The 16563-nt window shown below is 39.6% G+C and carries 11 protein-coding genes; 10 read left to right on the top strand and 1 reads right to left on the bottom strand.

All coding sequences use genetic code 11. The features are described from left to right. Positions 1-898 precede the first annotated feature (898 nt). From sdhC to sucD, 9 genes are all read left to right on the top strand, one after another. Positions 899-1288, top strand: coding sequence for a succinate dehydrogenase, cytochrome b556 subunit (gene sdhC, locus F938_RS14715; RefSeq protein WP_004829430.1), 390 nt, complete (start codon positions 899-901; stop codon positions 1286-1288). After that, positions 1288-1653 carry a succinate dehydrogenase, hydrophobic membrane anchor protein gene (gene sdhD / locus F938_RS14710; RefSeq protein ID WP_004717289.1) on the top strand — a complete coding sequence of 122 codons (366 nt, stop codon included), beginning with the start codon at positions 1288-1290 and terminating at the stop codon, positions 1651-1653. The genes sdhC and sdhD overlap by 1 nt, the downstream gene beginning before the upstream one ends. Before the next feature lie 12 nt (positions 1654-1665). After that, entirely contained in the window at positions 1666-3564 is a 1899-nt protein-coding gene (locus F938_RS14705; protein ID WP_005032935.1) for an FAD-binding protein, read from the top strand. Between the two features lie 14 nt (positions 3565-3578). Beyond that, positions 3579-4289, top strand: coding sequence for a succinate dehydrogenase iron-sulfur subunit (locus F938_RS14700; RefSeq protein WP_004829428.1), 711 nt, complete (start codon positions 3579-3581; stop codon positions 4287-4289). A 624-nt stretch (positions 4290-4913) separates the two neighbouring features. Next, positions 4914-7751 (top strand): 2-oxoglutarate dehydrogenase E1 component, encoded by a 2838-nt coding sequence (locus F938_RS14695; RefSeq protein ID WP_005032931.1) that lies wholly within the window; start codon positions 4914-4916, stop codon positions 7749-7751. Then, a complete protein-coding gene (gene odhB, locus F938_RS14690) occupies positions 7751-8965 on the top strand; it encodes a 2-oxoglutarate dehydrogenase complex dihydrolipoyllysine-residue succinyltransferase (RefSeq protein WP_004829426.1) in 1215 nt (404 codons plus the stop codon). The genes F938_RS14695 and odhB overlap by 1 nt, the downstream gene beginning before the upstream one ends. Before the next feature lie 60 nt (positions 8966-9025). Continuing rightward, positions 9026-10462, top strand: coding sequence for a dihydrolipoyl dehydrogenase (gene lpdA, locus F938_RS14685; protein ID WP_005032929.1), 1437 nt, complete (start codon positions 9026-9028; stop codon positions 10460-10462). Between the two features lie 168 nt (positions 10463-10630). Continuing rightward, entirely contained in the window at positions 10631-11797 is a 1167-nt protein-coding gene (sucC, locus tag F938_RS14680) for an ADP-forming succinate--CoA ligase subunit beta (RefSeq protein WP_004829424.1), read from the top strand. A gap of 12 nt (positions 11798-11809) precedes the next feature. Then, a complete protein-coding gene (gene sucD / locus F938_RS14675) occupies positions 11810-12700 on the top strand; it encodes a succinate--CoA ligase subunit alpha (RefSeq protein ID WP_004829423.1) in 891 nt (296 codons plus the stop codon). Positions 12701-12797: 97 nt separating this feature from the next. Here the strand turns inward: sucD and F938_RS14670 are convergent, their stop codons facing one another. Continuing rightward, entirely contained in the window at positions 12798-13559 is a 762-nt protein-coding gene (locus F938_RS14670; protein ID WP_005032926.1) for a 3-oxoacyl-ACP reductase, read from the bottom strand. A gap of 722 nt (positions 13560-14281) precedes the next feature. Between F938_RS14670 and F938_RS24515 the strand changes: the two genes are divergently transcribed. Beyond that, positions 14282-16563, top strand: a 2282-nt coding sequence (locus F938_RS24515; RefSeq protein WP_005032924.1) for an Ig-like domain-containing protein, incomplete at its 3' end; no start/stop codon positions are given.

The following is a 16563-nucleotide window of genomic DNA, read 5'->3' as shown; positions in this document are numbered from 1 at the left end:
ATTGAGCATCAAATTTCAGAGTCGGTCAGTATAATAAGGTAAATTCAGAGTTAGGTGCAGAAAAATAATTAGGATTGCTAGACAGGAAATGGCATTTTAGACCAATATTTTGATGTTTTTGTAAGCCAAATTCCTTAGATTCCATGTTTTAAAAACTTCTAAATTTCACGACTTACATAGCTTTTAATGTAATGGCAGTATGAAAAGCATCCAAATGAAATGATGAAATATTTATTTTCATTTTAGTGCTTAATTGATTAAAAAATAGTTTTTGCAATCTAGTTTTTGGTACAAAAAACACCCAAAACAACCGTTAAATCAGGTTTTACATGTTGTTAAAACAAGCAAATGTGCGCAATATTGAGCAGTCAAAATTGAATTATTCACAAACTAAGTCGTTCTTTCTTATTGTAAAGCTTTAAATTAAATCACAGAATAAAATAATGACCATTAAAAATGAAAATAAAGCGATATTTAGAAGCGACATAATGGGTATCTGTATAGGGTTAAATTGAATACAGAATTTAAAATTCTAGGATAAGGGTAGGAGAGGACGCTTTTGTCCGTATTGTTGTGCTTTAGTCTAAATTTATGAAAATAATATCCACCATTATGATGTCGAAAAGTATTATGTTTAAAAATCATAAAAAATAAAGGGATAGCGCTAAATGCTTGATTTAAAATATTGATATAAGCTTACAAATGAATGTAAATGATTCTTATTTGAGTGTTTTTTAAAGAAAAAGCCAATTCCGACAGTTTGTAATTTGACTGTTCACGTTTTATAATTCAGTGTCGTTTAAAGTTCAGACAATTTAACTTGTCTGACAATGCTAGCTTTCCTTCGAATTAATTCCAACAAACTCCGGATGGAGTTTTTACTTACAGGATGCCCGCTGTGAAAAGCAACAGACCTGTCAATTTGTCCATGGGTCAAGTTTTAGATGTAAACTTAAAATCCCCTGTGGCTATTGCATCAATTCTACACCGTCTTTCAGGTGTCATCGTATTTTTACTCGTACCGGTACTTTTGTGGCTTTTAGACAAGTCTTTGTCTTCGCCTGAAGGTTTTGCTCAAGTTCAAGCAATCTTTGGTGGCTTCGTTGTACGCTTCATCGTATGGGTATTTGTCGCTGGTTTATTATTCCATTTCATTATGGGTATTAAGCATCTACTTGCTGACCTAGGTTTTGCTGAAGAGTTGCAAAGTGGTCGCGTAGCAGCAACTATTGCATTAATCTTGGCTGTGATAGCAATTATCGCATCATTCGTATGGATTGTTCTCTAATGAAAAGTGCTACAGGTTTAACGGGGTCAGGTTCTCGTGATTGGTATATCCAACGCGTAAGTGCTGTTGTTCTAGCTGTTTATACTGTTGTGGTATTAGGTTGGATTCTGTGCAATGGCGGATTTAACTATGAGCAATGGTTCGGCTTTATGATGACACTTCCAATGAAGATTTTATCTTTATTGGCAGTCTTATCTCTTGTTGCGCATGCTTGGATTGGCATGTGGCAAGTATTCACTGACTATGTGACTACTCGTCAAATGGGGCCTTCAGCTTCAGGTTTACGCATCGTGTTAACTTCAGCAGTGATTATTGCTGTAATTGCATATGCGATCTGGGCAATCCAGATTTTTTGGGCGAATTGATAGGAAGATGTCATGGGCGCTTTAACCCCTAAAGAAGATTATTCAAATATTCCAAGCCAGTTCTTCGATGCAGTCATCGTTGGTGGTGGTGGTTCAGGTATGCGTGCTTCATATCAACTTGCTCAAGCAGGTTTGAAAGTTGCAGTGCTAACTAAAGTATTCCCAACACGTTCTCATACTGTTGCGGCACAAGGTGGTATCGGTGCATCACTTGGTAATATGCAAGATGATAACTGGCACTATCACTTTTATGACACAGTAAAAGGTTCTGACTGGTTAGGTGACCAAGATGCAATCGAGTTCATGTGTCGTGAAGCACCTAAAGTTGTTTATGAACTTGAACACCTAGGTATGCCATTTGACCGTAACGCTGACGGTACAATTTATCAACGTCCCTTTGGTGGTCACTCTGCGAACTATGGTGAAAAACCAGTTCCTCGTGCATGTGCTGCTGCTGACCGTACAGGTCATGCGCTTCTTCATACGCTGTATCAAAGCAATGTGAAAATGGGTACTCAATTCTTTGTTGAGTGGATCGCATTGGATTTAATTCGTAACGAAGCAGGTGATGTACTTGGTGTAACTGCAATTGACCAAGAAACAGGCAAGATTGCAGTATTTCAAGCAAAAGCAACTTTATTCGCTACGGGTGGTGCTGGTCGTGTTTACCGAGCATCTACCAATGCTTATATCAATACGGGTGATGGTCTAGGTATGGCTGCACGTGCTGGTATTCCATTACAAGATATGGAATTCTGGCAATTCCACCCAACGGGTGTTGCTGGTGCGGGTGTATTGTTGACTGAAGGTTGTCGTGGTGAAGGTGCAATCCTTCGTAACAAAGACGGCGAACCGTTCATGGAGCGTTATGCACCAACTTTGAAAGACTTGGCACCACGTGACTTTGTATCACGTTCAATGGACCAAGAAATCAAAGAAGGTCGTGGTTGTGGTCCTAAAGGTGACTATATTCTTCTTGATATGACGCACTTAGGTGCGGACACGATCATGAAACGTTTACCTTCAGTATTCGAAATTGGTAAGAAATTTGCCAACGTGGATATTACCAAAGAGCCTATTCCAGTGGTACCAACAATCCATTATCAAATGGGTGGTATTCCAACGAATATTCATGGTCAAGTGGTTATTCCTGAAGCAGCTAAAAATGAACCAGGCTTCTATGCTGGATTTGATAAAGCAGCCAATGAATATACAACCAATGGCACAATGAATTACACAGTACCTGTAAAAGGGTTCTATGCAATTGGTGAATGTTCATGTGTATCTGTACATGGTGCAAACCGTCTGGGTACTAACTCACTTCTTGACTTGGTTGTATTCGGTAAAGCTGCAGGTGAGCACATCATTGATTATGTGACAAAACACCACGGTGATGATTATCAACCACTTCCAAATGATGTGCTTGAAAACACTTTGAAGCGTATTCGTCATTTAGATGATTCAACTTCTGGTGAAAATGCCCAAGAAGTTGCAGATGCGATTCGTGACATCGTTCAAGACCACGCAGGTGTATTCCGTACTCAAGCATTGCTTGATGAGGGTGTTAAACAAATCCTTGCGATTGAACCACGTGTACGTAACATTCATTTGAAAGACAAATCAAAAGTATTTAATACAGCACGTATTGAAGCTTTAGAAGTTGAAAACTTATATGAAGTCGCAAAAGCAACCTTGATTTCTGCTGCTGCGCGTAAAGAATGTCGTGGTGCACACACAGTTGTGGATTATGAATTGCCTGCTGATGATGAGCACTATTCATATGGTCGCCGTGATGATGAGTGGATGAAACATACGTTATGGTATTCAGCAGATAATCATCTTGAATACAAACCTGTACGTTACAGCCCATTGTCTGTAGACCCAATTGAACCTAAACCACGTACATTCTAATCGGGAGAGATAAGATGAGTAGAGGTACTCGTACGTTCGAAATCTACCGCTATGATCCTGATAAGGATAAAGCGCCGTATATGCAAACTTTTAAACTAGAGTTGACAGATAAGCATCGTATGTTGCTTGATGCACTTCTAGCATTGAAAGTTCAAGACGAATCATTGACATTCCGTCGTTCTTGCCGCGAAGGTATTTGCGGTTCTGATGGTGTGAACATCAATGGTAAAAACGGTCTTGCTTGCTTATGGAACTTGAACGATTTACCTGAAAAAATCGTCATTCGTCCATTACCTGGTTTGCCAGTGGTTAAAGATTTAGTTGTGGATATGAATCAGTTCTACGATCAGTATGACAAAATTCAGCCATTCCTGATCAATAACCAACCTGCGCCACCTAAAGAGCGTTTACAATCTCCAGAAGAGCGTGAACACTTAAATGGTTTGTATGAATGTATTCTTTGTGCATGTTGTTCAACTTCATGCCCATCATTCTGGTGGAACCCGGATAAATTCTTGGGTCCTTCAGCATTATTGAATGCGTATCGCTTTATCATTGACTCTCGTGATACAGCAACTCAAGACCGTTTATCACGTCTTGATGACCCATTCTCATTGTTCCGTTGTAAAGGAATCATGAACTGCGTATCTGTATGCCCTAAAGGTTTAAACCCAACAAAAGCAATCGGTCATATCCGTAGCATGTTGCTTGACCAAGCAGGTTAATACGACGTCAATAAAGAGCGCACATCCTAGATGTGCGCTCTTTTTTTTATGCAAATTCATTGAGGAGAGAGCAGGAAAGGAGAATGTTGTTTTTTATTGTGATGATTTGCGATAAAAGCGTTGAAAACAGAACAACTGACCCGATATAAATGGAGGGATAATAATTGATTATTTCTTGTATGTATTTCGCTAATTTATAGATGGTATGTGTCAAAAAAATCAATTGAAGTGGCAGATCATGTTACGATTTAACAAACCACTATATGTGAAAAAGTGACTTTGTTTTTGGTACATTTTTTCAACATAAGTGTGACTCAGATCGGTTTATAAATCTTTTTTATAGATGCCGTTTAGAACCGCTTTAGAAAAAGCAAAAAGTCTTTTGTTTTTTCTAAGTCGATTTGCAAAAAATTGCTCAGCCTCGGTTGAGTATATAAGTGAGTGATGATGCCAATGAAGGCGTTATGATTCATTGTATGCATTAGTAATAAGCTAATGTTTATAACGCCCCATGGTCATTAGTACCTGATGGGTGAATGTCAATTTACCGATTTGGCATTATCAATCATGGGAGTGCTTAAAAAGCACCCTCTAATGTTTTTGCAATAGGAAATGGGTCCACAAATGCAAGAAGTTGCTGACGCATTGCGTCTTGATACTGAACTTTCCGCTGACAGCGCAGCGTATATTGAAGAGCTTTACGAACAGTACCTTTCTTCTCCAACCTCAGTAGGTGAGGATTGGCGTCAATATTTCGATAAATTCCCTAAAGGCGACCAACCACACGGAAATATTCGTGAGCAATTCTTATTATTAGGTCGTAATTCAAGTCGTGTTCAGCCAGTGGTTCAAAGCGAAGTAAGTACTGAGCATGAACGTCGTCAAATCGGTGTATTGCAACTGATTGCAGCATATCGTAACCGTGGTCATCAAAAAGCAAAACTTGATCCACTTGGTTTGGCTAAACGCGAAGACGTGCCTGATTTAGACCTTGCTGCCCATGGTTTAACCAAGTCTGATTTAGATACGGTTTTTAATGCGGGTAACTTGGCGATTGGTAAAACTGAAGCCACTTTAGGTGAAATGGTTAACGCAATGGAAGCGACGTATTGTGCTTCTATTGGTGTAGAATATATGCACATCGTTGACACAAAAGAAAAACGTTGGATTCAACAACGCCTTGAAAGTGCGCGTGGTCAATTTGGCTTTTCAGCAGATCAAAAGAAACATGTACTTGAACGCTTAACAGCGGCTGAAGGTTTAGAAAAATTCCTTGGCAATAAATATGTTGGTGCTAAGCGTTTCGGTGTGGAAGGTGGTGAATCTTTCATTCCTATGGTAAACGAACTGATTCAACGTGCAGGTTCTGTAGGTTGTAAAGAAGTCGTTATTGGTATGCCTCACCGTGGTCGTTTAAACTTACTTGTCAATATCATGGGTAAAAACCCTGCTGATTTATTTGGTGAGTTTGAAGGTAAAGCACTGAATAAAAAAGGTTCAGGCGACGTAAAATACCATCAAGGTTTCTCTTCAAATGTAATGACACCTGGTGGTGAAGTTCACTTGGCTTTGGCATTTAACCCATCACATTTAGAAATCGTTGGACCTGTTGTTGAAGGTTCTGTACGTGCTCGCCAAGTCCGTCGTAAAGACATTGGTGGTGATGACGTATTGCCAGTGATTGTTCACGGTGATGCTGCATTTGCAGGTCAAGGTGTCAACCAAGAAACCTTCCAAATGTCACAAACTCGTGGTTATACCGTAGGTGGTACAGTTCACATTGTAGTGAACAACCAAGTGGGTTTCACAACCTCTGATCCACGTGATGCGCGTTCAACAGAATACTGTACTGATATCGCTAAAATGATTCAGGCACCGATCTTCCATGTCAATGGTGATGATCCTGAAGCAGTATTGTTTGTTTCTCAATTGGCACATGATTTCCGTCATACATTCCGTAAAGATGTTGTGATTGACATGTTCTGTTACCGTCGTCGTGGACACAACGAAGCAGATGAGCCAGCAGCAACTCAACCGATGATGTATCAAGTTATTAGCAAAAAGCCGACGACCCGTACGCTTTATGCTGACCAATTGGTACAAGAAAAAGTATTAGACCGTGCATCTGCTGATGCGATGGTTGAAAAATACCGTGAAGATCTTGAAGCAGGAAATCACGTTGCAAATGCATTGGTGCTTGAGCCAAACAAAAAAATGTTTGTTGATTGGACACCATACCTTGGTCATGACTATACCGATGATTGGGATACAACATTCCCGATTGAGCGTTTAAAAGAACTTGGTACAAAAATGCGTGAGCTTCCAGAAGGCTTCGTGATGCAACGCCAAGTTTCAAAAGTAATTGATGATCGCTTTAAAATGCAAACAGGTGAAATGCCACTCAACTGGGGTGCAGCAGAAACTCTAGCGTATGCTTCTATTCTTGATGATGGTTATTTGGTTCGTTTGACAGGTGAAGACGTTGGTCGTGGTACATTCTCACACCGACATGCAAAACTACATAACCAAGTTGATGGTTCTGTTTACATCCCACTTTGTCATATCAAAGAAAACCAGCCACGTACTGCAATTTATGACTCATTATTGTCTGAAATGGCGGTTCTTGCATTCGAATATGGTTATGCAACTACATTGCCAAAAAGCTTAGTGATTTGGGAAGCTCAGTTCGGTGACTTTGCAAACTGTGCGCAAGTGGTAATTGACCAATTTATCTCATCTGGTGAAACCAAATGGGAGCGTGTTTGTGGTTTAACACTTCTTCTTCCACATGGTTTCGAAGGTCAAGGTCCAGAGCATTCATCTGCACGTCTTGAACGTTTCTTACAGTTATGTGCTGAAGAAAACATGCAAGTGATTACACCAACAACACCTGCACAGATTTTCCATGCAATGCGTCGTCAAGCGGTACGTCCAATCCGTAAACCGTTGATTGTGACTTCGCCTAAATCATTACTTCGTCACAAACTTGCAACATCTACTTTAGATGAGCTTGCAACTGGTACGTTCCAGACTGTGATTGATGAAGTGGATCAAATCAACAAACAAGATGTAACACGTGTTGTACTTTGTGGTGGTAAAGTTTATTACGACTTACTTGAAAAACGTCGTGAAGAAAACTTGAACATTGCAGTTGTACGTGTTGAACAGTTATATCCGTACCCAGAAAAACGTCTTGCAGAAGTTCTTGCTACTTATCCAAACGTGAAAGAACTCGTTTGGTGTCAAGAAGAACCGAAAAACCAAGGCGCATGGTTGTTCATTGCTCCTCGTTTATATGAAGGTGTAATGAAATCTGGTCTACAAGTTCAAATTAGCTATGCAGGACGCGAAGCTTCAGCTGCACCTGCATGTGGCTCACCATATTTGCATGCAAAACAACAAGCTCAGCTCGTAAATGACGCTTTAGCGATCGTGGCTGATCAATCAGGAGAATCTAAATAATGGCAACCGAAATTAAAGCACCTGTGTTCCCAGAGTCAGTTGCTGACGGAACAATCGCAACTTGGCACAAACAACCAGGTGAAGCAGTATCACGTGATGAAGTGATCTGTGATATTGAAACGGATAAAGTTGTTTTAGAAGTTGTTGCTCCTGCTGATGGTTCTATTTCTGCAATCATCAAAAATGAAGGTGATACAGTTCTTTCTGCTGAAGTAATCGCAACATTTGAAGAGGGTGCAGTTTCTGGTGCAGCTCAAACTCAAGCAGTTCAATCTGAAGAGAAAGTTGAGCAAGCTGCTGCACAAACTCAAGCAGGTAATGCACCTGTTGTTGAGCGTGCTCAAGTGCAAGATCAAGCACCTGCAGTACGTAAAGCACTTACTGAAACAGGTATTGCTGCTGCAGATGTTGATGGTACTGGTCGTGGTGGTCGCATCACCAAAGAAGATGTTGCCAATCATCAAACTAAACCAGCTGCTGCTCCTGCAACCCCATTGAGTGTTGCTGTAGGTGAGCGTATCGAGAAACGTGTTCCAATGACGCGTTTACGTAAACGTGTTGCTGAGCGCCTTCTTGCTGCAACTCAGCAAACTGCAATGTTGACAACGTTTAACGAAGTGAACATGAAGCCAATCATGGAAATGCGTAAGCAATACAAAGATGCTTTCGAAAAACGTCATGGTGCACGTCTAGGCTTTATGTCATTCTTCGTTAAAGCTTGTACTGAAGCGCTTAAACGTTATCCAGCTGTAAATGCATCAATTGATGGCGATGACATCATCTATCATGGTTATTATGATATCGGTGTTGCGGTTTCTTCTGATCGTGGTCTTGTTGTTCCAGTTCTTCGTGATACTGACCGCATGAACTATGCTGAAGTTGAATCTGGTATTGGTGCATATGCTGCTAAAGCACGTGAAGGTAAATTGTCTATCGAAGAAATGACTGGTGGTACGTTCACAATTACCAACGGTGGTACTTTCGGTTCATTACTTTCAACGCCTATTTTGAACCAACCACAAACTGCAATCTTAGGTATGCACAAGATCCAAGAGCGTCCTATGGCAGTGAATGGTCAAGTTGAAATTCTTCCAATGATGTATTTAGCGCTTTCTTATGACCATCGTATGATTGATGGTAAAGAAGCTGTTGGTTTCTTGGTAACGGTTAAAGAGTTACTTGAAGAGCCAGCTAAACTTATCCTTGACCTTTAATTCTTTAGAATAACATCACAAGCTTAGGGCGATCCTCTAGGCTTGTTCTTGGAGATAAGCATGTCTCAACAGTTTGATCTTGTTGTAATCGGCGGTGGACCAGGTGGTTATGAAGCGGCAATTCGCGCTGCACAACTTGGTTTTAAAGTTGCGTGTATCGAAAAACGTGTACACAAAGGTAAGCCATCTTTAGGTGGTACTTGCTTGAATGTAGGATGTATTCCTTCTAAAGCATTATTAGATTCTTCACATCACTATGAAGACACACTTCATGGCTTAGATGTACACGGAATCTCAGTTGAAAATGTACAACTTGATCTTCAAAAGCTTCTTGCTCGTAAAGACAAAGTTGTTGACAATTTAACTGGCGGTGTTGCTCAGCTCCTTAAAGGAAACGGCATCGAATGGTTACAAGGTACTGGTAAATTACTTGCGGGTAAAAAAGTTGAATTTACACCATTAGAAGGTGGTGACGTTCAAGTTTTAGAGCCTAAATATGTGATTCTTGCGACTGGTTCTGTTCCTGTAAATATTCCAGTTGCAAAAGTAGATGAAGACTTAATTGTTGACTCTACTGGTGCACTTGAATTCCAAGAAGTACCTAAGCGTTTAGGTGTGATTGGTGCTGGTGTAATTGGTCTAGAACTTGGTTCAGTATGGCGTCGTCTGGGTTCTGAAGTTGTTGTGTTTGAAGCATTAGATACATTTTTACCAATGGCGGACAAAGCTTTGGCAAAAGATTATCAAAAACTTTTAACGAAACAAGGTTTAGATATTCGTATTGGCGCTAAAGTTTCTGGTACTGAAATCAACGGTCGTGAAGTGACTGTTCAGTACAACCAAGCTGGTGAAGACAAAACTCAAACTTTTGACAAATTGATTGTTTGTGTGGGTCGTAAAGCATATGCAGAAGGTTTGTTGGCTGAAGATTCAGGCATTAAATTGACTGAGCGTGGTTTGGTTGAAGTAAACGATTGGTGTGCAACATCTGTTGATGGTGTATATGCGATTGGTGACTTGGTGCGTGGTCCAATGCTTGCACATAAAGCAATGGAAGAAGGTGTAATGGCTGTTGAGCGAATGCACGGTCATGCTGCACAAGTAAACTATGACACCATTATTTCTGTGATCTATACACATCCTGAAGCGGCTTGGGTAGGTTTAACTGAAGAACAGGCTAAAGAAAAAGGTCATGAAGTTAAAACTGGTCAATTCCCGTTTGCTGTGAATGGTCGTGCTTTAGCTGCAAATGAATCAGCAGGTTTTGTGAAATTCGTTGCGGATGCTAAAACAGATCGTTTATTGGGTATGCATATCATCGGTCCTGGCGCTTCAGACATCGTACACCAAGGTATGATTGCGCTTGAGTTTGTATCTTCTGTAGAAGATTTACAATTGATGACTTTCGGTCACCCAACATATTCAGAAGTCGTTCACGAAGCTGCTCTTGCAGTTGATGGTCGTGCGATTCACGCCATCCAACGTAAACGTAAATAAAACAAAAAAGAGCGGTTTCGACCGCTCTTTTTACTTTTGATGGTTGTTTTTAATTGAATAATCATCTAAGAATACAACAACAATTTTTAATAAATGCCAATAGTTATTGTGATGGAAGTCTAGGTATTGGTGTGTCATAACAATGTGAAAAGTAGTAAAAGGTAAAAGATGAATCTACATGAGTATCAAGCGAAAGCGCTGTTGAAAAAATATGGTATGCCAGTTCAAGAAGGCATTTTAATCACTACTCCAGAAGAGGCATCAGCAGCATTTGACCAGATTAGTGGCAAATTCGCGGTGATGAAAGCCCAAGTTCATGCAGGTGGTCGTGGTAAAGCGGGTGGTGTGAAAGTTGTTAAGTCAAAAGAAGAAGCAGCTGAATACGCAAAAAATTTATTAGGTACGCGATTAGTCACCTATCAAACTGATGCAAATGGTCAGCCTGTAAATAGTATTCTTGTTTGTGAAGATGTATACCCAGTAGAGCGTGAATTGTACCTCGGTGCAGTTGTCGATCGTTCTAGCCGTCGCGTGACCTTTATGGCGTCGACTGAGGGTGGTGTGGAAATCGAAAAAGTTGCAGAAGAAACACCAGAAAAAATTATTAAAGTTGAAGTTGATCCATTGGTAGGTTTATTGCCTTTCCAAGCACGTGATGTTGGCTTCCAATTGGGGCTTAAAGACAAACAAATCAATCAGTTTGTAACGATTATGACGGGTGCATATAAAGCATTTGTTGAAAATGATTTTGCATTGTTTGAAATTAACCCACTTTCAGTTCGTGAAAATGGTGAAATTTTGTGTGTAGATGCAAAAGTTGGCATCGATTCAAATGCGTTATATCGTTTACCTGAGATTGCTGCAATGCGCGACAAATCTCAAGAAAATGAACGTGAGCTAAAAGCATCTGAATTTGATCTAAACTATGTTGCATTAGAAGGTAATATTGGTTGTATGGTGAATGGTGCAGGTCTTGCGATGGCGACCATGGACATTATCAAACTGTACGGTGGTCAACCTGCTAACTTCCTTGATGTAGGTGGTGGTGCAACGAAAGATCGTGTTATTGAAGCTTTCAAAATCATTCTTTCAGATAGTTCAGTACAAGGTGTATTGATCAATATCTTCGGTGGTATTGTTCGTTGTGACATGATTGCTGAAGCGATTATTGCAGCGGTTCAAGAAGTAAATGTAACTGTGCCTGTGGTTGTTCGTTTAGAAGGGAACAATGCAGAGTTAGGTGCAAAATTACTTGATGAATCAGGTTTAAAATTAATTTCTGCAAACGGTTTAGCCGATGCGGCAGAAAAAGTTGTTGCTGCAGTGAAAGCGTAAGGAGTATCAATCATGAGCGTATTAGTAAATAAAGACACAAAAGTATTGGTACAAGGCTTTACGGGTAAAAATGGTACATTCCATTCTGAGCAATCAATTGCATACGGCACAAAAGTTGTTGGTGGTGTAACACCAGGTAAAGGTGGTCAAACGCATATCGGTTTGCCTGTATTTAATACGATGCGTGAAGCAGTAAAAGAGACAGGTGCTAATGCAACCTCGATCTATGTTCCAGCTCCATTTGTATTGGACTCAATCGTTGAAGCGATTGATTCAGGTATTGAATTGATCGTTGTGATCACTGAAGGCGTACCGACTTTAGACATGCTTAAAGCAAAACGTTACCTTGAAACTTATGGTAATAATGCACGTTTAATCGGTCCTAACTGTCCAGGGATTATCACACCGGGTGAATGTAAGATCGGGATCATGCCAGGTCATATCCATCAGCCAGGTAAAATCGGGATTATTTCACGTTCTGGTACATTGACTTATGAAGCAGTTGCACAAACAACCAAGCTTGGTCTAGGTCAGTCGACTTGTATCGGTATCGGTGGTGACCCAATTCCGGGTATGAACCAAATTGACTGCTTAAAACTTTTCCAAGAAGATCCACAAACTGAAGCAATCATCATGATTGGTGAGATTGGTGGTTCTGCGGAAGAAGAAGCTGCTGAGTATATCCAGTCAAATGTCACTAAACCAGTGGTGGGTTATATTGCTGGTGTTACTGCGCCTAAGGGTAAACGTATGGGACATGCTGGTGCGATTATCTCTGGTGGTAAAGGTACTGCTGAAGAGAAATTTGCTGCATTTGAAAAAGCAGGCATGGCATATACGCGCAGTCCTGCTGAACTCGGTTCAACAATGCTTGATGTATTGAAAAAGAAAGGTTTGGCTTAATCCCGGTATTTCAAAAATGATCTAAAAAATGAGAGTCTAAAGGCTCTCATTTTTGTTTTAACTGTTTATTTTATTTGCTTCAATCTTCGCTATATCATTAACCTTTGACTAAGCCACCGTCAACGATGAGGTTTTGTCCTGTCACTGCTCTAGACCAAGGCGATAAAAATAACAATATTGCATCTGCAAACTGCTCAGGGGTTGTGACTTCTTGTAATGGTGTCGATGCAGCAATTAAGTCAAAGACTTGATCTGGTGTTGCACTACTGGCATCAGTCTTACGTAATAGACCACCTGAAAGCATATTGACATTGATTCCATACTGTCCAAGATCATGTGATGTTGTTCGAGTAAAAGCCAAAAGTGCTGCTTTCGCTGCTGTATAATCATGATATGGAACCACAGGATTTTGTACGAGGTTTGTTCCAATATTAATAATACGACCAAAATGATCTTTCTTCATATCTTCTAAGGCAGCTTGAGTTGTATTTAAAGCTGCTTTAACAGCACTATCTAATTGCTGTTGCATGCTATGCCAACTCAGCGCTTCGACTTTAGGACGTAAGTCTCCATCAAATTTAAAAGATAAAAGTGCATTATTAATGACTGAAGTAATGGCATGCCCATAATGCAATTTAGCTTTTTTGAACATCAAGTTCACTTGCTCTTCGTCAGTCACATCTGCCTTGTAAATAAATACTTGTTCAGCATGTTCTCTGGCAAGTTGTTGTGCGGATTCTTCGCTATTGAAATAGTTTACAACAACCCTTGCACCTTCTCGTATTAAAGCACGAGTAATGGCAAGACCTAAGCCACGTGCACCACCCGTAACAAGAATAATTTGATCACGTATTTCCATGCGAATCATCCACTGAATTGAAATAAGTTAGAGTTTAGCGTTTTTATACTAAGCATTTAAAATGGGTTAATCTTGTATAAATTTTAGTATTTTATTTTAAATATTAGCCTAAAGGCTTAGGCATTAGTTAAACAATGATTAACCTTTCATGATTGAAAAAGCTTCACCACTTTTAGAAATATCCTAAAAACTTCATTTTCAAAGAACAACAAAATTATAGATATAGGCGTCGAAATTCTTTTGCTCATCTGTGACAAGATGTTGGGAATAAAAAAGATGAATGTTTGTTCAAAAGTAAACTTATATTTTTTAGCATTTCATACTTAGAATATTTGAATTTAACTATTTATTTAATGTGTTGTGGTTTGCATTAACTCTATATATTGTGTTCTATTTATTGTTAATGTTTGAATGTATTTTATAATGATGATTATTTAATTTAATAGATTATTAAATTTGATAAAAACAATAAATAATAAAATGTTGAAAAATATTGATTTAAATTATTTTATTTAATTTTTGATTAATTTTTTTTATAAAATCATTAAAAAACATGGGTATATGTTGTGACTTTTTATATTAGTTATTTTGTTTAGTGCGTTTTATATTTCAATAATAAAATACTAAAAAATAGTTCAATTCAATTAAAAGTGCTCTCAAAAACGTTGCAAATAAAAACATGAAATTCAAAACATTTAATGAAATTATAAAGGGAAAAAATTATGTTAAATATTCAAATAGTTTCTAAAGAAACTCACCAGGTTTTAGACTTAAAGGGCTCAACCGATGTGAAGTTGGTTGAAAATTCAGTTGTTATTATTAATGTGAAAAAAGAAGATATTGCATCAACAGAAAGAGTGGGAAATGCATTGGTCATTCTATTAAAAAGTGGTGAGAAAATTTCAATTGAGAATTTTTTTGCTACCCATTCAGATAATGACATTGTTTTAAAAGATGACCAGAATAAATTATTTTTGTTGGAATTAAATCAAACACAAGATGTTTTAGAAACTGTAAACTATATTTCTATCAATGATATAGAACCACTTCTATATCATGATGTAAATATTGAGATTCTACCTTGGGTGATTGGTGGTGCTTTAGGTATAGGTGCTATTGCTGCTATAGCCAATAACGATTCATCCAGTGATAAAAAAAATGGAGATGTGACTCCACCCAATCAGCCTCTTGTTCATTCGACTAATGGTCGTTTAATTACAGGAACAGCAGAAGCAGGAAGTACAGTAAATATTACTGATAGTTCAGGTAAAGTCATCGGGACAACAACAGCAGGAGCAGATGGCAAATTTACTTTTACACCAACAACACCTATTCCAGATGATACAGCGCTAAAAGTGACGGCTGTAGATGCCTCGGGAAATGTCAGTCCGCCTGCGCAAGTCATTGTGGATAGTACTGCACCCGCTCAACCCATCGTTAATCCTACAGACGGTAGTCCAATTACAGGAACAGCAGAAGCAGGAAGTACGGTAAATATTACTGATAGTGCAGGTAAAGTCATCGGGACAACAACAGCAGGACCGGACGGTAAATTTACATTTACACCAACAACGCCTATCCCAGATGGTACAGCGCTTAAAGTGACGGCTGTAGATGCATCTGGAAATGTTAGTCCGCCTGCGCAAGTGATTGTGGATAGCACTGCACCTGCTCAACCCATCGTTAATCCTACAGACGGTAGTCCAATTACAGGAACAGCAGAAGCAGGAAGCACAGTAAATATTACTGATAGTTCAGGTAAAGTCATCGGTACTACAACAGCAGGACCGGACGGTAAATTTACTTTTACACCAACAACCCCTATTCCAGATGGTACAGCGCTTAAAGTAACAGCTGTAGATGCCTCGGGAAATGTTAGTCCGCCTGCGCAAGTCATTGTGGATAGCACTGCACCCGCTCAACCCATCGTTGATCCTACAGACGGTAGTCCAATTACAGGGACAGCAGAAGCAGGAAGTACAGTAAATATTACTGATAGTTCAGGTAAAGTCATCGGGACAACAACAGCAGGACCAGATGGCAAATTTACATTTACACCAACAACCCCTATTCCAGATGGTACAGCGCTAAAAGTGACGGCTGTAGATGCCTCGGGAAATGTTAGTCCGCCTGCGCAAGTCATTGTGGATAGCACTGCACCTGCTCAACCCATCGTTAATCCTACAGACGGTAGCCCAATTACAGGAACAGCAGAAGCAGGAAGTACAGTAAATATTACTGATAGTTCAGGTAAAGTCATCGGTACTACAACAGCAGAACCAGACGGTAAATTTACATTTACACCAACAACCCCTATTCCAGATGGTACAGCGCTTAAAGTGACGGCTGTAGATGCATCGGGAAATGTTAGTCCGCCTGCGCAAGTGATTGTTGATAGTACTGCACCAGCTCAACCCATCGTTGATCCTACAGACGGTAGTCCAATTACAGGGACAGCAGAAGCAGGAAGTACGGTAAATATTACTGATAGTTCAGGTAAAGTCATTGGTACTACAACAGCAGGATCAGACGGTAAATTTACATTTACACCAACAACACCTATTCCAGATGGTACAGCGCTTAAAGTGACCGCTGTAGATGCATCGGGAAATGTTAGTCCGCCTGCGGTAGTAATAGTAGATAGTACAGCACCAACAGTCATTATTAGTATGAGTGATACGATTCTAACTATAGGTGAATCAGCGCTTGTAACTTTTAGTTTTAGTGAGATCGTAAAAAACTTTGGTAATGATGATATCTTGGTATCAAATGGGACGTTAAGTCCAGTAAGCAGTAATGATGGTGGTCTAACTTGGACAGCCATTTTCACACCCAACGCAAATTTCTTGGCAAGCAATAATAAAATTAGTGTGATTGCAGGAAGTTTTACAGATATTACAGGTAATGTTGGTATTGGTGGTGTTGGTCCCAACTTTGCTATCAATACTACAACTGCCCCAACAGCACCAGTGGTCAATGTCACAGGCAATCCAGATGGTTCGGT

The sequence above is a fragment of the Acinetobacter bereziniae LMG 1003 = CIP 70.12 genome, from assembly GCF_000368925.1.
GTDB lineage: Bacteria > Pseudomonadota > Gammaproteobacteria > Pseudomonadales > Moraxellaceae > Acinetobacter > Acinetobacter bereziniae.
The sequence above is the reverse complement of the archived record's forward strand: the minus strand, read 5'-3'. Positions and strand labels throughout refer to the sequence as shown.

Bases quoted from the DNA above. Each gene is read 5' to 3' on its own strand.
- sdhD (WP_004717289.1), top strand. From the start codon at position 1,288: ATGAAAAGTGCTACAGGTTTAACGGGGTCAGGTTCTCGTGATTGGTAT.
- F938_RS14705 (WP_005032935.1), top strand. From the start codon at position 1,666: ATGGGCGCTTTAACCCCTAAAGAAGATTATTCAAATATTCCAAGCCAG.
- F938_RS14700 (WP_004829428.1), top strand. From the start codon at position 3,579: ATGAGTAGAGGTACTCGTACGTTCGAAATCTACCGCTATGATCCTGAT.
- F938_RS14695 (WP_005032931.1), top strand. From the start codon at position 4,914: ATGCAAGAAGTTGCTGACGCATTGCGTCTTGATACTGAACTTTCCGCT.
- odhB (WP_004829426.1), top strand. From the start codon at position 7,751: ATGGCAACCGAAATTAAAGCACCTGTGTTCCCAGAGTCAGTTGCTGAC.
- lpdA (WP_005032929.1), top strand. From the start codon at position 9,026: ATGTCTCAACAGTTTGATCTTGTTGTAATCGGCGGTGGACCAGGTGGT.
- sucC (WP_004829424.1), top strand. From the start codon at position 10,631: ATGAATCTACATGAGTATCAAGCGAAAGCGCTGTTGAAAAAATATGGT.
- sucD (WP_004829423.1), top strand. From the start codon at position 11,810: ATGAGCGTATTAGTAAATAAAGACACAAAAGTATTGGTACAAGGCTTT.
- F938_RS14670 (WP_005032926.1), bottom strand. From the start codon at position 13,559: ATGGAAATACGTGATCAAATTATTCTTGTTACGGGTGGTGCACGTGGC.